The sequence below is a fragment of the Arthrobacter sp. Br18 genome, assembly GCF_000520555.1.
In the GTDB taxonomy this organism is placed as follows: Bacteria; Actinomycetota; Actinomycetes; order Actinomycetales; family Micrococcaceae; genus Arthrobacter_D.
Genome location: NZ_KI914857.1, coordinates 1 through 13,673, shown reverse-complemented (window position 1 = coordinate 13,673; position 13,673 = coordinate 1). Strand labels below are relative to the sequence as shown.

Sequence of the window (13,673 nt, the reverse complement as noted above, 5' to 3'; positions counted from 1 at the left end):
CCCCCGCCGGCTTTGCAGCCGGCGGGGGTCTTCACTTCCACTGCGGAAGTGGGCCCTGAGGGGCTCGAACCCTCGACCCACGGATTAAAAGTCCGATGCTCTACCATCTGAGCTAAAGGCCCGACTCGCGCCCGCTGGTCCTCACCAGCCGGAACGACTACTAACTTTATCGCAAACCCTGCAGGCCTGCTGCACGCCCAGTCGGAGTCGTTCGTCGATGCCCCTGTACCGGGACGGAATCTGCAGCCCGGCAGTCCGCAGGAGTATTCTCATTGCATGGATGGCGAATATACGAACAAGAGTCCACGGCCCCACAAGCCCAAGCCGTTTGCGCCGGTGGATTTCGAGGTTTTTGCGGGCGGAGTGGACCCCTCACGGGTTTCCGAGGCCGCGCACATGTCCGCCCACGCCCTGGTGCATCACGGGCGGGGAAGCGACGACCCTGAAATCACCCGTCGGCTCGTTGAACTCGCCGACCAGCAGGGCCTCGAGGCAATCGCCGAGATGTGGGCGGAGAGCCCTGCACGCTCCCTGCCGGGCGCACTCTGGCGCCTGTACGCGCTGCGAGCCGCGACGCAGCGGGACCCGGAACGGATCGCCGCGTATTTCGCCTCGGGCAAGGAGGTTGCGCAGGTGTCCAAAGTCGTCGCGGGCGTGGCGGAGCCGCCGGGAGCCACTGAGATGATCGAAATGGCGGACACCATCCTTTCCGGTGCCTTCGAGGGCGAGTTCGACGTCGCGCTTGAGCGCTTCGCGGCCTTTTGCCGGGTGATCGCGCTCGGGCAGACGAACCACGCCGAAGCCGCCGAGACCGGCAATGGTGCACATGCATCCCGCCTGACGAGGAACTCCCACCAGCTCATCAAGACCGCCGAAGACCTCGAGCACGCCGCAGCCTCCTGGCGCCGGGGCGAGCTCGACTGACCCGTCGGCGCCCTGGTGATCTTGACATGGACGCCCCGGAGTAGAACACTAAAAGTGGCGTCGGACCGTGGAACCCCCGGGCTTCAACACTCAGCCGCTCAGAGCGGCCTTCCGCCGAGAGGCGCTCCCGGTTCGACGCCATTACTCTGCTCCCGGGGCCGACCTTCGCTCACCAGTCCAGGAAGATCCAGTGAAGCTACGCCTTTTTCCCCAGGAGAACGCAGGACTCGAACTCCTTTCCCGGATGGCGCGGCAGCTCGTCCTCGGCGTTGGAACGATGTCGGCGATCCTCGGGGCCACGACCGACGAATACGACCGCCTGGCCGAGGAACTGCACCAGCACGAGGCAGCGTCGACCGATCTTCATTTCGCGCTCCTCACCTCGATGCGCACCTCCTTCATCAACCCGCTCCCCCGCGAGGACCTTTACTCCCTCTCCCGGCTGCTCAACGAGGCCATCGAGAAACTCGACGGCGCCGCTGAACTCATCGCCCTCTACCGGCTGAGCAAACTGAGCCAGCGCGCCGCTGACCAGTTGGAGGTGATCAACCGCCAGGCCGAGCTGACAGCCGTCGCGATGCAGCGGCTGAACAGCATGGACGAACTCGAGGAATACTGGATCGAAATCCTCCGCCTGGCCAGGCGGGCGGAGAGGACACACCGCAGCTGGTGCGCCGAACTCCTTCGGGATCACAAACCGCTGGTCTACGCACGCCACCGCGACGTGGCCAACCAGCTGGTCGACGTGACGAAGGATATCCGCCGCGTAGCGACCCAGGTGGGCAGCATTCTGGTCAAGGAATCCTAGGTGGAGCCGTTCCTCCTGGGAGCAGTAGTGTGCCTCGCGGGAGGGTTCGCGTTCCTCAACGGCTTCCACGACGTCTCGAACTCGGTGGCCACCGCCGTCCGTACCCGCGCACTGACCCCGACCGTCGCCGTCCTGCTGGTGGCGTTCTTCAACCTCACCGGTGCGCTGCTCAGCACCTCGCTCGCGCTGTTCTTCACCGAAGCTGCGATCGGCCTGCCTGCCGGGCAGTCAGGACTGGGCATCCTCATTGCGGGTCTTCTGGCTGCGTGCTGCTGGGGGTTGTTCACCTGGCGCCGGGGCAAACCGTCGTCGTCCACCCATGCCCTGATCGGCGGGTTGGTCGGCGCTGGTGCCGCATCGCAGTTCACTGACGGCCAGGCCATGGCAGGGGCCGGCCAGACGCTGCTCCTGCAGATCGCGCTGCCGCTCCTGCTCTCCCCCGTGGTGGCGTACCTTCTCGCGTATGCGATGGTCTTTCCCGGCACGTGGCTGCTGAGGCATCGCGCGCCGGGGAAAGTCAATCGAGGCAACCGCATGGCGCAGTCAGTGCTCGCCGGCGCTTTCGCCCTGGGTCACGGCCTCCAGGACGGCCAGCGCACCATGGCCGTGGTCCTCCTGGCGCTCGTGGGCACCGGATACTCGACCGGGTCGCAGATGCCGGTGTGGGTCCAGGTCTTCGCCGCCGTCCTCCTTGCTGCCGGATCCCTCTTCGGCGGCTGGCGCATCACCCACACGCTCGCCCATCGGCTGGTGCATATTGATCCGCTGCGGGGAATGACCGCCCAGGGTGTCAGTTCGGCCATGCTTTTCGTCGGGGCGATCTCGCTCGAGATGCCGCTCTCCAGCACCCACACCATGACCTCGGCGATCATCGGTGCCGGAGCCAACCAGCGGTTCGCAACGGTGCATCGTCCCGAGCTGGCCCGGGTCCTGGCGGTGTGGCTCGGCACGGCTCCGGTCACGGCACTCCTTGGCGGAATCCTCTTCCTCGCGCTCAGTCCGCTGTTGTAACGTGCGCGGGTGCGGCCTAGCCGAACCGCCCGGATACGTAGTCCTCGGTGGCCTTTTCGGCGGGCTTGCTGAACATGGTCGCGGTCTCTCCGTATTCGATCAGCTTGCCCGGCTTGCCCGTGCCCGCGATGTTGAAGAACGCGGTCTTGTCCGACACGCGGGCGGCCTGCTGCATATTGTGGGTCACGATCACCACGGTGTATTCGCTCTTGAGCTCGTTGATGAGGTCCTCGATGGCGAGGGTCGAGATGGGGTCGAGCGCCGAACACGGCTCATCCATAAGAATCACCTCAGGAGAAACCGCGATGGCCCGCGCAATGCACAGGCGCTGCTGCTGGCCGCCCGACAGGCCCGATCCCGGACGCGCCAGGCGGTCCTTGACCTCGTTCCAGAGGTTCGCGCCCTGCAGGGATTTCTCCAGCAAGGAGTCGGCGTCGGACTTGCTGATCCGCTTGTTGTTGAGCTTCACGCCTGCCAGCACGTTGTCGCGGATGGACATGGTGGGGAACGGGTTGGGGCGCTGGAACACCATGCCGATCTGGCTGCGGACCGTCACAGGATCCACGTCGGCGTCGTAGAGGTTGTCGCCGTCGAGCAATACCTCGCCCTCCACCCGCGCCCCGGGGATCACTTCGTGCATCCTGTTGAGGGTGCGCAGGAAAGTGGATTTGCCGCAGCCTGACGGGCCGATGAAAGCCGTGACGGATCGGGCTTCGATGTTGATATTGACGTCCTCCACGGCAAGGAACTTGCTGTAGTAGACATTGAGGTCCTTGACGTCGATTCGCTTGGACATGTGATCCTTATCGGTTGTTGCCGCGAATTCTCAGCGGCTGGTCTTGGGAGCGAACATTCGGGCGACGAGCCGGGCCACCAGGTTCAGGAGCATCACCATCAGGATCAGCAGGAGCGCCGCGGCCCATGCTCGCTGCGTGCTTGCGTCGATGCTCGTCGGCGAGGTCGGCGTGAGGATCTGGTAGTAGATGAACGTGGGCAGCGTGCTCATCCATCCGCTGAAGACGTTCCAGTTGATGGCGCTGGCGAACCCCGCCGTCACCAGAATAGGCGCAGTTTCGCCGATCACCCGTGCGATGGCGAGGGTTACGCCGGAGGCGATACCCGAGATCGCCGTGGGAATCACCACACGGGTGATGGTCCGCCACTTCCGCACTCCGAGGGCGTAGGACGCCTCACGCAATTCGTTGGGGACGATCTTCAGCATCTCCTCGGTGGACCGGACCACCACAGGAATCATCAGCACCGAGAGTGCGACGGCGGCGACGAAGCCGGTCCGCGTGCCCGGACCGAACAGAAGGCCGAAGAGCGCGGCGGCGAAGAGACCGGCAACAATGGACGGAATGCCGGTCATGACGTCGACGAAGAAGGTGATGGCGCGCGTCAGCGGCCCGCCCGTTCCGTATTCGATGAGGTAGATGGCCGCAAGCAGCCCGATCGGTACCGAGATCAGCGTGGCCCACAGCGTGATCTGGAGGGTGCCGATGACCGCGTGGTAGGCACCGCCCAGCACGGGGGTTCCGTTCTCCGCGGCATCGTTGTCCACAGCTCCCGTGACTCCGTTCATGGAGGTGAAGAGGAAGTCGTAGGAAATACCCGGGAGCCCACGCTCAAGGACGGTCCAGATCACCGACAGAAGGGGTAGCAGGGCCAGCAGGAAACAGCCATAGACGAGGTAGGTGGCAAGCGAATCCGTCGCCTTGCGCCCGCCCTCCACCGTTGCGGTCACGATTGTTGCTCCGGCGACGAAGAACACCGCGGCGAAGATGGTCCAGGACACGATGCTGAAGCCGACGAGGGCCGACACAGCCGCGGCGAGCACGACGGCCGCTCCGAGGACCACCCATACCGTGTAGCGCGGCAGCTTGCCCTTTGTCAGCTGGGACTTGCGGCGGCTCAAAGTTGCGTTGGTCATATCAGTTGGCCCCCGAGAATTCCTTGTGGCGGCTGATGATCCAGCGCGCAATCATGTTGACGGCGAGGGTGATGACGAACAGGACCAGTCCTGCCGCGATGAGTTCACTCAGTCGCAGGCCGAAGGCTTCCGGGAAGTTCAGGGCGATCTCGGCCGCGATGGTCTGGTTGCCGGACCGGATGAGGCTGGCATCCAGGGCGCCTCCTGACAGGACGAGCGCGACGGCCATGGTTTCGCCCAGGGCCCTGCCGAGGCCGAGCATCGCTGCGCTGACGATGCCGGGGCGCGCGAACGGCAGGACCGCCATGCGGATCATCTCCCACCGGGTAGCACCCATGGCGAGCGCGGCTTCTTCATGGAGATTGGGTGTCTGCAGGAAAATTTCCCTGCTCAGCGAGGTGATGATCGGCAGCACCATGACGGCGAGCACGATTCCCGCAGTCAGCATGGTCCGGCCGGTCTGGCTGGCGGGACCTTCGAAGATCGGTATCCAGCCCAGGTTCTCGGCGAGCCAGGCGTAGGCGAGGGCGAGCTGCGGGGCGAGGACGGCGTAGCCCCACGCGCCGTACACCACCGAGGGAATCGCCGCGAGCAGGTCGATCACGTAGCCGAAGACCTGCGCGAGGCGCCGTGGTGCGTAATGGGAGATGAAGAGGGCCACGCCGATTCCGAGCGGCGTCGCGATCAGCAGGGCGATCGTTGCTGCGATGACCGTGCCGATAACGATCGGCAGGATGTACGACCCGAAGCCCTCTCCGCCGGTGATCTCTGCCGGGTCCGCGCTGAATGTCGGAAGTGCCTGGATGAGCAGGAAAACGGCGACGCTGAAGAGGACCGCCAGTATCAGGCCGCCTGCGGCGAGCGTGGCACCGGAGAAGATCTTGTCCCCGGAATCGCCAGCTCGCCCCGTGCTGGTCAGGCTGTTGGTTGACACTGGGAACCCTTCAGTACGGATGATGGCGCTGCTTCGGTCAGTTTTCACGGTCTTCGCCGGCATTACAAGCTGACTTGCCCCGCCCGGGTCCGTTCATCCGGGCGGGGCAAGTCAATGGGGAATCAGGAAGCGACGGCAATCGAATCGATGGCCTGCTGTGCCTGTTCGCGCAGCGCCTCCGAGATCGGGGCGTTGCCCGCGGAGCTGGCGGCATCTTCCTGGCCCTGCTCACTGATGGCGTAGGAGCCGAAGGCCTTGACGAGGTCGACGGTCTCCTGATCCTCATACGTGGTGCAGTAGATGTGGTACGAGACAAGTACCACAGGGTAGGCCCCGGATTCCGTGGTGTCACGCTCGAGGTCGAGGGACATATCGGCATCCGACCGGCCCTCAACGGGAGTGGCCACCTCGACGGCCCGCGAAGCGGCTTCCGAACTGAGTTCGACATACTCCTCGCCGACCTTCACGAAAGCCTGTCCGAGATCGCCGACAGCGGAGGCGTCGGTGTAGGTGATGGCGCCCTCGGTGGCGGTCGTTGTCGAGACCACGCCGTTTGTGCCCTGAGCGTTCTCGGCGACGATTTCCGCAGGCCAGTCGCCCGATGCCTCATCCGTCCAGACCTCGGGTGCCGCAGCGGCAAGGTATTCGGTGAAGTTTTCCGTGGTGCCCGACTCGTCGGCCCGGTGCACCACGGTGATCGGCGTGTCGGGCAGTTCCACGCCCTCGTTCTGGGATGCGATGGCGTCGTCGTTCCAGGCCGCGATGTCGCCGCGGAAGATCGAGGCGATCGTGGCGGCATCGAGATTGAGCGAATCCACGCCGGGGAGGTTGAAAGCGACGGCGATCGGTGACACGTAGGCCGGAACGTTGATGCCGCCGTCGGGCCCGCAGATTTCCTTCGAAGCCTCGTATTCTTCGTCATCGAGGTAGGCATCCGACCCTGCGAATTGAACGCCCTGCGCGAGGAAGGCATCGCGGCCGGCTCCTGAGCCGTCCGGCGAATACTGGACGGTTGCGCCGCTCTGCATCGCCTGGAAGCCTGCCTGCCATGCGGTCATTGCGGCATTCTGGGCAGATGAACCTGCGCCGGTCAAAGTGCCCGATACCTCGGCTCCCGCAGGGGACGCCGCCCCGCCGGTAGCTGCAGGCTGGTCGGTCGCGTTGTCGGAACCGCAGGCCGTCAATGCCAACGCAGCTACGGAGATTACTGCCGCTGCGCGGCCAAAGCGAAGAGCCTTCACGTGATATTGCCCCTTCCAGGGTCTGTTCATTCGTGCGTCAGTCGCACCCGAATCGGGATGTACGCGTTCTTGTACATCATCGAAGTTATGCGCCGCAGGTAACGAGACTGCCCAAAGGAAATGAACGGAAGGTTAACGGCTTTTGGCCATTACGTGTGCCCAGGGGGCATATCCGTCGGGGCGGGCCAGCTGCAGGGAAGGCTTCTAGACTAAGGGCATGCCACCGCGCAAGGGACTGACAGCTGCACGCTCGTTCCTGCGAACTCGAACACGGGTGGGGCTCAAGCGCAGCTCATCGTCGGTGGTCACGGCCCTCCAGATGACCGTCTGCGCGGTGGGGGCCTACGCTTTTGCCGAGCAGGTGCTCGGACACGAGGGTCCGCTGTTCGCCGCCACTTCCTCCATGATCGCGCTCGGTTTTTCGCGGGACCCCCGGCTCCGCCGGGTCCTGGAGGTAGGGCTGGGCTGCACGCTCGGAATTGCCCTGGGGGATCTGCTGCTGACGCTCTTCGGAACGGGTATCTGGCAGGCCGCCCTCGTGCTCTTCGTGTCGATCCTGCTGGCCCGGTTCCTCGACAGCGGCACCATCTTCACCACTCAGCTCGGCCTGCAGTCGCTGCTCGTGGTGCTGTTGCCCGCACCCGACGGCGGCCCGTTCACGAGGAGCGCGGACGCGATCGTGGGTGGATTGTTCGCCCTGGCCATCACCATCCTCCTGCCGCGCGACCCTCGCCGCGAACCCAAGACCAATGTGCGCGGGCTGCTCGGGGAACTGGCGGGAGTACTGAGGGAGAACGCGTCAGCCCTGACCTCGAGCGATGCAACGGCGGCATGGCATGCGCTGGTGCGCGCCCGGAACAGCCAGCCCGAACTCGACCGCCTGACGAGCAGCATGCGGGCCGCGAAGGAAATTGCACGGATTTCCCCTGCTTTCTGGCGGCACCGCAGCGAACTCGGTTCGCTCGGCGGGTCCATCGATTCGATCGACCTTGCCATCCGCAACAGCCGGGTCTTTTCCCGTCGGCTCACCTCCGCCATCAACCATGCGGCGCTGACCGATGAGGCGATCACCTCCCTCAGCCAGGCCCTCGAGGACACCGCCGATGCAGTGGACGTACTGAGCCGCGCCCTGTCGACGTCGGACGAAGCCGAGCGCCGGGCGAATCTCCGCTCGGCACGCGGCGCCCTCGCCGCCGTCGCGACCGACCTTCACCCCAGGACCCTGCACGTCCAGCGGCTCGAAGGGGAGGCGCTGATCCTCCTGTTCCGGCCGCTGATCGTCGATCTCCTCGAAGCGACGGGGCTTTCGCACGAGGAAGCTGCGGTCTACCTGCCGCGGCTCTAGGAAGTGCTCTTAATACCAGTCCGGCTTCGACGGCCACCGCCATGCCATAGCTGCTATGCGCGGCGCGGTACTGCTGCTTGCTGTTCCCCCTACGCTGCCCGACCGGCGGAAGGGGATGCGAAAATGTAACGGTGGTAGCCGAAAATTCCTTCTCCCAGGTCCGATGCACCGCCCTGACACGCTCCAGGCTGGCACCCAACCCCGGGCCGATGAGCCTCGACGGCACCAATTCGTACCTGATAGCTGCGGACGGTCACCCGGGAGCGGTTGTGGTGGATCCTGGTCCGCTGGACGAAAAACACCTCCAGGAGCTTGCCGCCGGTGGCGTGGAGCTCATTCTGATCACGCACCGCCATGCCGATCACACGGCCGGGGCTGCGCGGCTGAGCGAAATGACGGGCGCACCCGTCCGAGCCGCGGACTCCTCCCATTGCCTCGGGGAACAGCCGCTGCGGGCCGGCGAGGTCCTTATCGTCGCCGGAACGGAAGTCCGGGTGGTGGCCACGCCCGGACACACCTCGGATTCCGTCTGCTTCCACCTCCCCTTCGACGGTCCGGCAGGTTCCGTACTCACCGGCGACACCGTCCTGGGCCGCGGAACCACGATGCTCGACCACCCGGATGGCCGCCTCGGTGACTATCTGTCCTCACTCGACCGGCTGGAACTGCTGGGACCGGCCACGGTGCTGCCCGCCCACGGTCCCGTCCTGCCGGCGCTGGACGCCGTAGTCCGCAACTACCGCAAACACCGCCTCGACCGCCTTACCCAGATCCGCTCCGCAGTCACACGGCTTGGGCCGGACGCCGGAGTACGGCAGGTCACCGACGTCGTCTATGCCGAAGCCGACCCATCAGTGCGGCGCGCGGCCGAAAGTTCGGTGGCGGCCCAACTGGACTACCTCCGCTCCCGCAGGTAGCGGCCCGGCCGTGGCCTTCGTGCCCTCCCTGCCTGCGCGGTGCTGGCGTGCGCCGTTAACGGCGGGCACGTGTGCGGGTCAGGAATCAACGAAACCTTTCAGCAGTCCCCTCCTCTGGTATAGATGGAACACTGCCACGTAACGAAAGGGCCGCATCATCGTAGGCATAATGGCCGTGATCGGCGCTGAAGTTCCCGGATCGGCCCCGGTCCGTGAGCCGGCCGGCACCAACACCGACGGGGTCACCGTGCTGCACCTACGTCTGCACGCGAAATGACCGATGACGGGACGCACGAACGCCGACGCCACCCGCTTCGGCTGCTCGTGGGAATTCTCCTGCTCGGGATACTCGCGTCGGCGCTGGTGCTCCTCGGACCCGGACTGCTCAGCGGCGTGCGGTCCGAGGACGGCTTGCTGGGAGGGGGGCCGGAGTGCATCGTCGAGACCCCGGAGGGAGAAGTCCGACTCGACCGGAATGAGGCGAAGCTGGCCACGACGGCGGTGGCGCTCCTGGCCCGCGGGAGGGAAGCCCCGGACACCTCCGGCATCGACGAGGCGGTGTTGCAGCAGCTGGCCGACGGGCCTCCCGGAGACGCTGGTCCCAGTCTGACCTGCCAGGGCCCAACGGCCAGTGACCTGCAGGAAGAGCAGCTGACGGTCACCGGCCTGACACCACGCGCCGAGCAGGTGCGCGAGGCGATGACCGGGGTGTTCGGTGACCAGAGTCTGGGCGGGTTCGCCCCGGGCGGCTTCGATCGGGGACACGGAGCGGAGTCGACGCATTACGATGGCCGGGCCATCGACATCTTCTTCCGTCCGGTGAGCGAGGAGAACCGGCGTGACGGGTGGATGCTGGCCCACTGGCTCGTCGCTCATGCCGAGGACCTGGATATCCAGTACGTCATCTTCGACGACCGGTTCTGGAGCGTCCACAGCTCTCGAGGGCAGTGGCAGGACTACGACGCACCGGAGCCGGGCAACGAGATCCTGCGTCACCTCGACCACGTGCACGTGGACGTGCTGGGCGGAGGTTCCGGCTGAGGAGCGGTTCAACGCCTCGATCACCGGACCTCGGCTGACTACCCGCACCGAGGTGGACCAGCGCTCCCATCAACAGCCTCGCGCCTGCCGTGCCGATAGCCTGACCTCAGGGCGATTGTTGCGGTATTGCAGTGAGAGAGGATTTCCAATGGCTTCCGGTGTTCCCATGAAGGGCTGGCATACCCGGTCGATTGCCGACATCACAGCAGACCTCGAGGTAGACCCTTCCGTTGGCCTCAGCGCCGCGGAGGTGGTCGCCCGGCGGGCCGAGTTCGGAGCAAACGTGCTCGCGGACGAGGCCGGGGTGCCGGTCTGGAGGAAAATTCTGCGGTTGCTTGCCGACAGGATGATCCTGGTGCTCGTCGTCGCAGCAGTAGTGAGCGCCGTCGTCTCCCGTGAATGGGAGACTCCCGTCGTCATCCTCGCCGTGATCGTGCTGAACACTGTCCTGAACTATGTTCAGGAGAGCCGGGCGGAGAACAGTCTCGCGGCCCTGCGGACTTTGTCGGTGGACACCTCACGGGTCCGCCGGAACGGCCGCGAAGAAGAAGTTTCCAACGAAGAACTGGTACCCGGGGATGTCGTGCTGCTCGAAGCAGGGGAAACCATCCCGGCGGATGGTCGACTCGTGGAGGCGGCACGGCTGCAGGTCGCCGAGGCGGCCCTGACCGGGGAATCCCAGCCGGCGGAGAAGACCGGCGCCGTCCTCAAGGACCCCGCATTGCCGCTCGGGGACCGGACGAACATGCTGTTCATGAACACGGACGTCAGCCGTGGGCGGGCCGTCATGGTAGTTACCGGTACCGGCATGGACACCCAGATCGGCAGTATTGCCACCCTGCTCGGAGGTGCCGGCAAGGGAAGAACCCCGCTGCAGAAAAGGATCGATCAGCTCGCCCAACTGCTCACCATCGTGGCTCTGGCTGTAGTTGCCGTCGTCTTCCTTCTGGGCCTGCTCCGCGGACAGTCCTGGTCAGAGCTACTCATCACCGCTGTGTCGCTCGCCGTAGCCACCATCCCGGAAGGGCTGACCGCAGTGGTCGCCTTCACCCTCGCGATGGGCGCCTCCCGCCTGGCGGGTCGCGGCGCGATCATCAAGCAGCTCTCTGCAGTGGAAACGTTGGGTAGCACCACCCACATCGCCACTGACAAGACAGGCACCCTCACCCTGAACGAGATGACGGCGCGACGCCTGCATATTGTGGGGCGTTCCTTTCGTATCACCGGCGAGGGGTACTCTCCGGAAGGAAAAATCCTCAGTGGTGATGGCGAACCTTTGCCTGCCATGTCGGATGCCCTGCTGGCCATGGCCCTCTGTAACGATGCCTGGATTCGGGATGGCAAGCTCCTGGGTGATCCGACGGAAGGCGCCCTGGTGGCGCTGGCAGAGAAAGGTGGAATTGATGTCGAAACTGTCCGTGACAATCACCCCCGACTGGCGGAAGTGCCGTTCGATTCCGACTACAAGTTCATGGCCACCTTCCACGAACAGAACTTCACCAGGGGAGACAGCAGCCCGGCCAGGTTCCGGTGCTTCGTCAAGGGAGCACCAGGCGCCCTCCTGGAGCGGGCGAATTCGATCCTCACACCTGAGGGCATTGTTCCACTGACCGACACGGGGCGGACGGCAGTCCAGGACGTCATCCGGGCGATGGCGTCGGAGGGTTTGCGCACACTGATGACCGCCGGACGTCGGCTGGACGGCGACCTGCCGACCGACGACGACGCGCTGCGTGCCGCCGCGGACGACCTGACTGTCTATGCCGTCGTCGGTATTGTGGACCCGCCTCGCCCCGAGGCGGCCGCTGCCATCGCCACTGCCCATACCGCCGGAATTGCCGTACACATGATCACCGGTGACCACCTGGCCACAGCCTCCTCCATCGCCGGCCAGCTGGGCATCCCCGGCGAAGCCGCATCCGGCACGGAACTGGACAACCTGGACGACGACGAACTCAACCGGCGTGCCGCAGGATTCGGAGTGCTTGCCCGTGTGGCGCCGGAGCACAAGATCCGCGTCATCAGGGCGCTGCAGCAGGACGGCAACATCGTGGCCATGACGGGTGACGGCGTCAACGACGCGCCGGCGCTGAAGCAGGCGGACATCGGCATCGCCATGGGCATCACCGGCACGGATGTGTCCAAGGGTGCAGCGAAGATGATCCTCACCGACGATAACTTCGCCACGATCATCGCCGCCGTCCAGGAGGGCCGCGGGATCTACGCGAACATCATCAAGTTCGTGAAGTTCCAGCTGACGACGGCGTGGGGTTTCGTGCTGATCTTCCTTACCGCCGGAGTCCTGGGACTGGCCGGTGGGGCACCGTTCACCGCACTGCAGATTCTGTGGGTGAACATCATCATGGATGGTCCACCCGCCCTTGCTCTGGGCGTTGATCCGGCCGACCCGGACATCATGAAACAGAAGCCGCGACCGGCCGACGAGCCGTTGCTGACGCGCAGCCGGCTGCTGCGGATCCTGGGGCTCGGTTTCGTCATGGCGACAGGCACCATCACCGTTCTCGCCCTGGCACCGACCCTGTTCCCGGATAGTGTGAGCGATCCACTGCTCGGGACCACCCTCGCCTTCACCACCTTCGTTTTCTTCCAGGTCTTCAATCTGCTCAACGTACGCTCTGAAGACGGTTCCGTCTTCTCGCTGCAGACGTTCACCAACCGCAGCATCTGGGTGTCCCTGCTGGCGGTGGTGACACTCCAGGTCCTGGTCGTCAACCTCGACATGCTGCAGCGCTTCTTCGACACCACTGACCTCAGCTCTGCCCAGTGGGGACTCGCGTTGCTCGTCGGATCATCGGTGCTGTGGGTCGAGGAGATCCGCAAGGGGATCGTCCGGTCGCGACGCCGTTAGCCGGTTCCTGCGCCCGGGTGCGCCCCGGAAAGGAACGCGACATACCGCAGCAGACGCGGCTCACCCGCTGCCGGCGGCCGGGTCCGCATGACGGTTCCCTGACCGCGCCTCGTTTTGGTCCTCTGCCTGTGCTCTTCGTTGGCGGGGGGCTAGTTGATGTTCAGGCGTTGAGCATGATTTTGAGGGCGTTGGTTTCCGCGGCGCGGGAGAAGGTGTCGTAGGCCTTTTCGATGTCCTGGAGGTTGTAGGTGTGGCTGACGAACCGGTCGACGGGCAGGATGCCCTGCGCGACGAGTTTCAGGAGGGTGCCGGTGGTGTTGGTGTTCACCAGCCCGGTGGTGATGGTGAGGTTGGAGATCCAGAGTTTATCGAGTGGCAGGTCGACCCCTTTGCCGTGGACCCCGGCGTTGGCGACGTGACCGGCGGGCCGGACGATGTCCAGGACCATGGCGAACGTTTCCGGTATCCCGACCGCTTCGATCGCGACGTCCACTCCGAGACCGTCGGTGAGGGCGAGCACCTGGTCCTTCCAGTCGGCGTCGGTTGACACGATGCTGTGGGTGGCACCGAAGAGTTTGGCCTGTTCCACCCGGTTGCGGTCGATGTCGATAGCGATGATCCGTGCCGGGCCGTAGAGCTGGGCGGTGGTGATC

12 protein-coding genes and 1 tRNA gene are annotated in these 13,673 nt (G+C 65.2%); 7 read left to right on the top strand and 6 right to left on the bottom strand.

Translation table 11 applies throughout. The annotated features are described in order from the left end of the window. Positions 1-49: 49 nt before the first annotated feature. Positions 50-122 (bottom strand) — tRNA-Lys (locus tag Y704_RS0107630). Positions 123-276: 154 nt separating this feature from the next. Between Y704_RS0107630 and Y704_RS0107625 the strand changes: the two genes are divergently transcribed. From Y704_RS0107625 to Y704_RS0107615, 3 genes are all read left to right on the top strand, one after another. Then, positions 277-924 (top strand): hypothetical protein, encoded by a 648-nt coding sequence (locus Y704_RS0107625; protein ID WP_026549680.1) that lies wholly within the window; start codon positions 277-279, stop codon positions 922-924. Positions 925-1,114: 190 nt separating this feature from the next. Then, positions 1,115-1,732: a DUF47 domain-containing protein gene (locus Y704_RS0107620; protein ID WP_026549679.1), complete on the top strand. Its 618-nt coding sequence runs from the start codon at positions 1,115-1,117 to the stop codon at positions 1,730-1,732. Next, on the top strand, positions 1,733-2,743 hold the full coding sequence (locus tag Y704_RS0107615) for an inorganic phosphate transporter (RefSeq protein ID WP_026549678.1): 1,011 nt from the start codon (positions 1,733-1,735) through the stop codon (positions 2,741-2,743). Between the two features lie 16 nt (positions 2,744-2,759). Here Y704_RS0107615 and pstB read toward each other — a convergent pair whose 3' ends face one another. The 4 genes from pstB to pstS form a co-directional block, all read right to left on the bottom strand. Then, positions 2,760-3,539 carry a phosphate ABC transporter ATP-binding protein PstB gene (gene pstB, locus Y704_RS0107610; protein ID WP_026549677.1) on the bottom strand — a complete coding sequence of 260 codons (780 nt, stop codon included), beginning with the start codon at positions 3,537-3,539 and terminating at the stop codon, positions 2,760-2,762. Positions 3,540-3,569: 30 nt separating this feature from the next. Then, positions 3,570-4,673: a phosphate ABC transporter permease PstA gene (pstA, locus tag Y704_RS0107605; protein ID WP_026549676.1), complete on the bottom strand. Its 1,104-nt coding sequence runs from the start codon at positions 4,671-4,673 to the stop codon at positions 3,570-3,572. Position 4,674: 1 nt separating this feature from the next. Beyond that, entirely contained in the window at positions 4,675-5,607 is a 933-nt protein-coding gene (gene pstC / locus Y704_RS0107600) for a phosphate ABC transporter permease subunit PstC (protein ID WP_026549675.1), read from the bottom strand. A gap of 122 nt (positions 5,608-5,729) precedes the next feature. Next, on the bottom strand, positions 5,730-6,848 hold the full coding sequence (gene pstS, locus Y704_RS0107595) for a phosphate ABC transporter substrate-binding protein PstS (protein WP_026549674.1): 1,119 nt from the start codon (positions 6,846-6,848) through the stop codon (positions 5,730-5,732). Between the two features lie 217 nt (positions 6,849-7,065). On the opposite strand from pstS, the gene Y704_RS0107590 reads away from it, so the two are divergent. From Y704_RS0107590 to Y704_RS0107570, 4 genes are all read left to right on the top strand, one after another. Further along, positions 7,066-8,193, top strand: a complete 1,128-nt coding sequence (locus tag Y704_RS0107590) for an FUSC family protein (RefSeq protein ID WP_026549673.1) — start codon at positions 7,066-7,068, stop codon at positions 8,191-8,193. Positions 8,194-8,324: 131 nt separating this feature from the next. After that, positions 8,325-9,110 (top strand): MBL fold metallo-hydrolase, encoded by a 786-nt coding sequence (locus tag Y704_RS0107585; RefSeq protein ID WP_026549672.1) that lies wholly within the window; start codon positions 8,325-8,327, stop codon positions 9,108-9,110. A 273-nt stretch (positions 9,111-9,383) separates the two neighbouring features. After that, a complete protein-coding gene (locus tag Y704_RS0107575) occupies positions 9,384-10,151 on the top strand; it encodes a VldE C-terminal domain-containing protein (protein WP_035771963.1) in 768 nt (255 codons plus the stop codon). Between the two features lie 148 nt (positions 10,152-10,299). Beyond that, positions 10,300-13,020 (top strand): cation-translocating P-type ATPase, encoded by a 2,721-nt coding sequence (locus tag Y704_RS0107570; RefSeq protein WP_026549670.1) that lies wholly within the window; start codon positions 10,300-10,302, stop codon positions 13,018-13,020. Between the two features lie 160 nt (positions 13,021-13,180). Here Y704_RS0107570 and Y704_RS0107565 read toward each other — a convergent pair. Continuing rightward, on the bottom strand, positions 13,181-13,673 hold a 493-nt coding region (locus Y704_RS0107565), incomplete at its 5' end, for a zinc-binding dehydrogenase (RefSeq protein ID WP_026549669.1).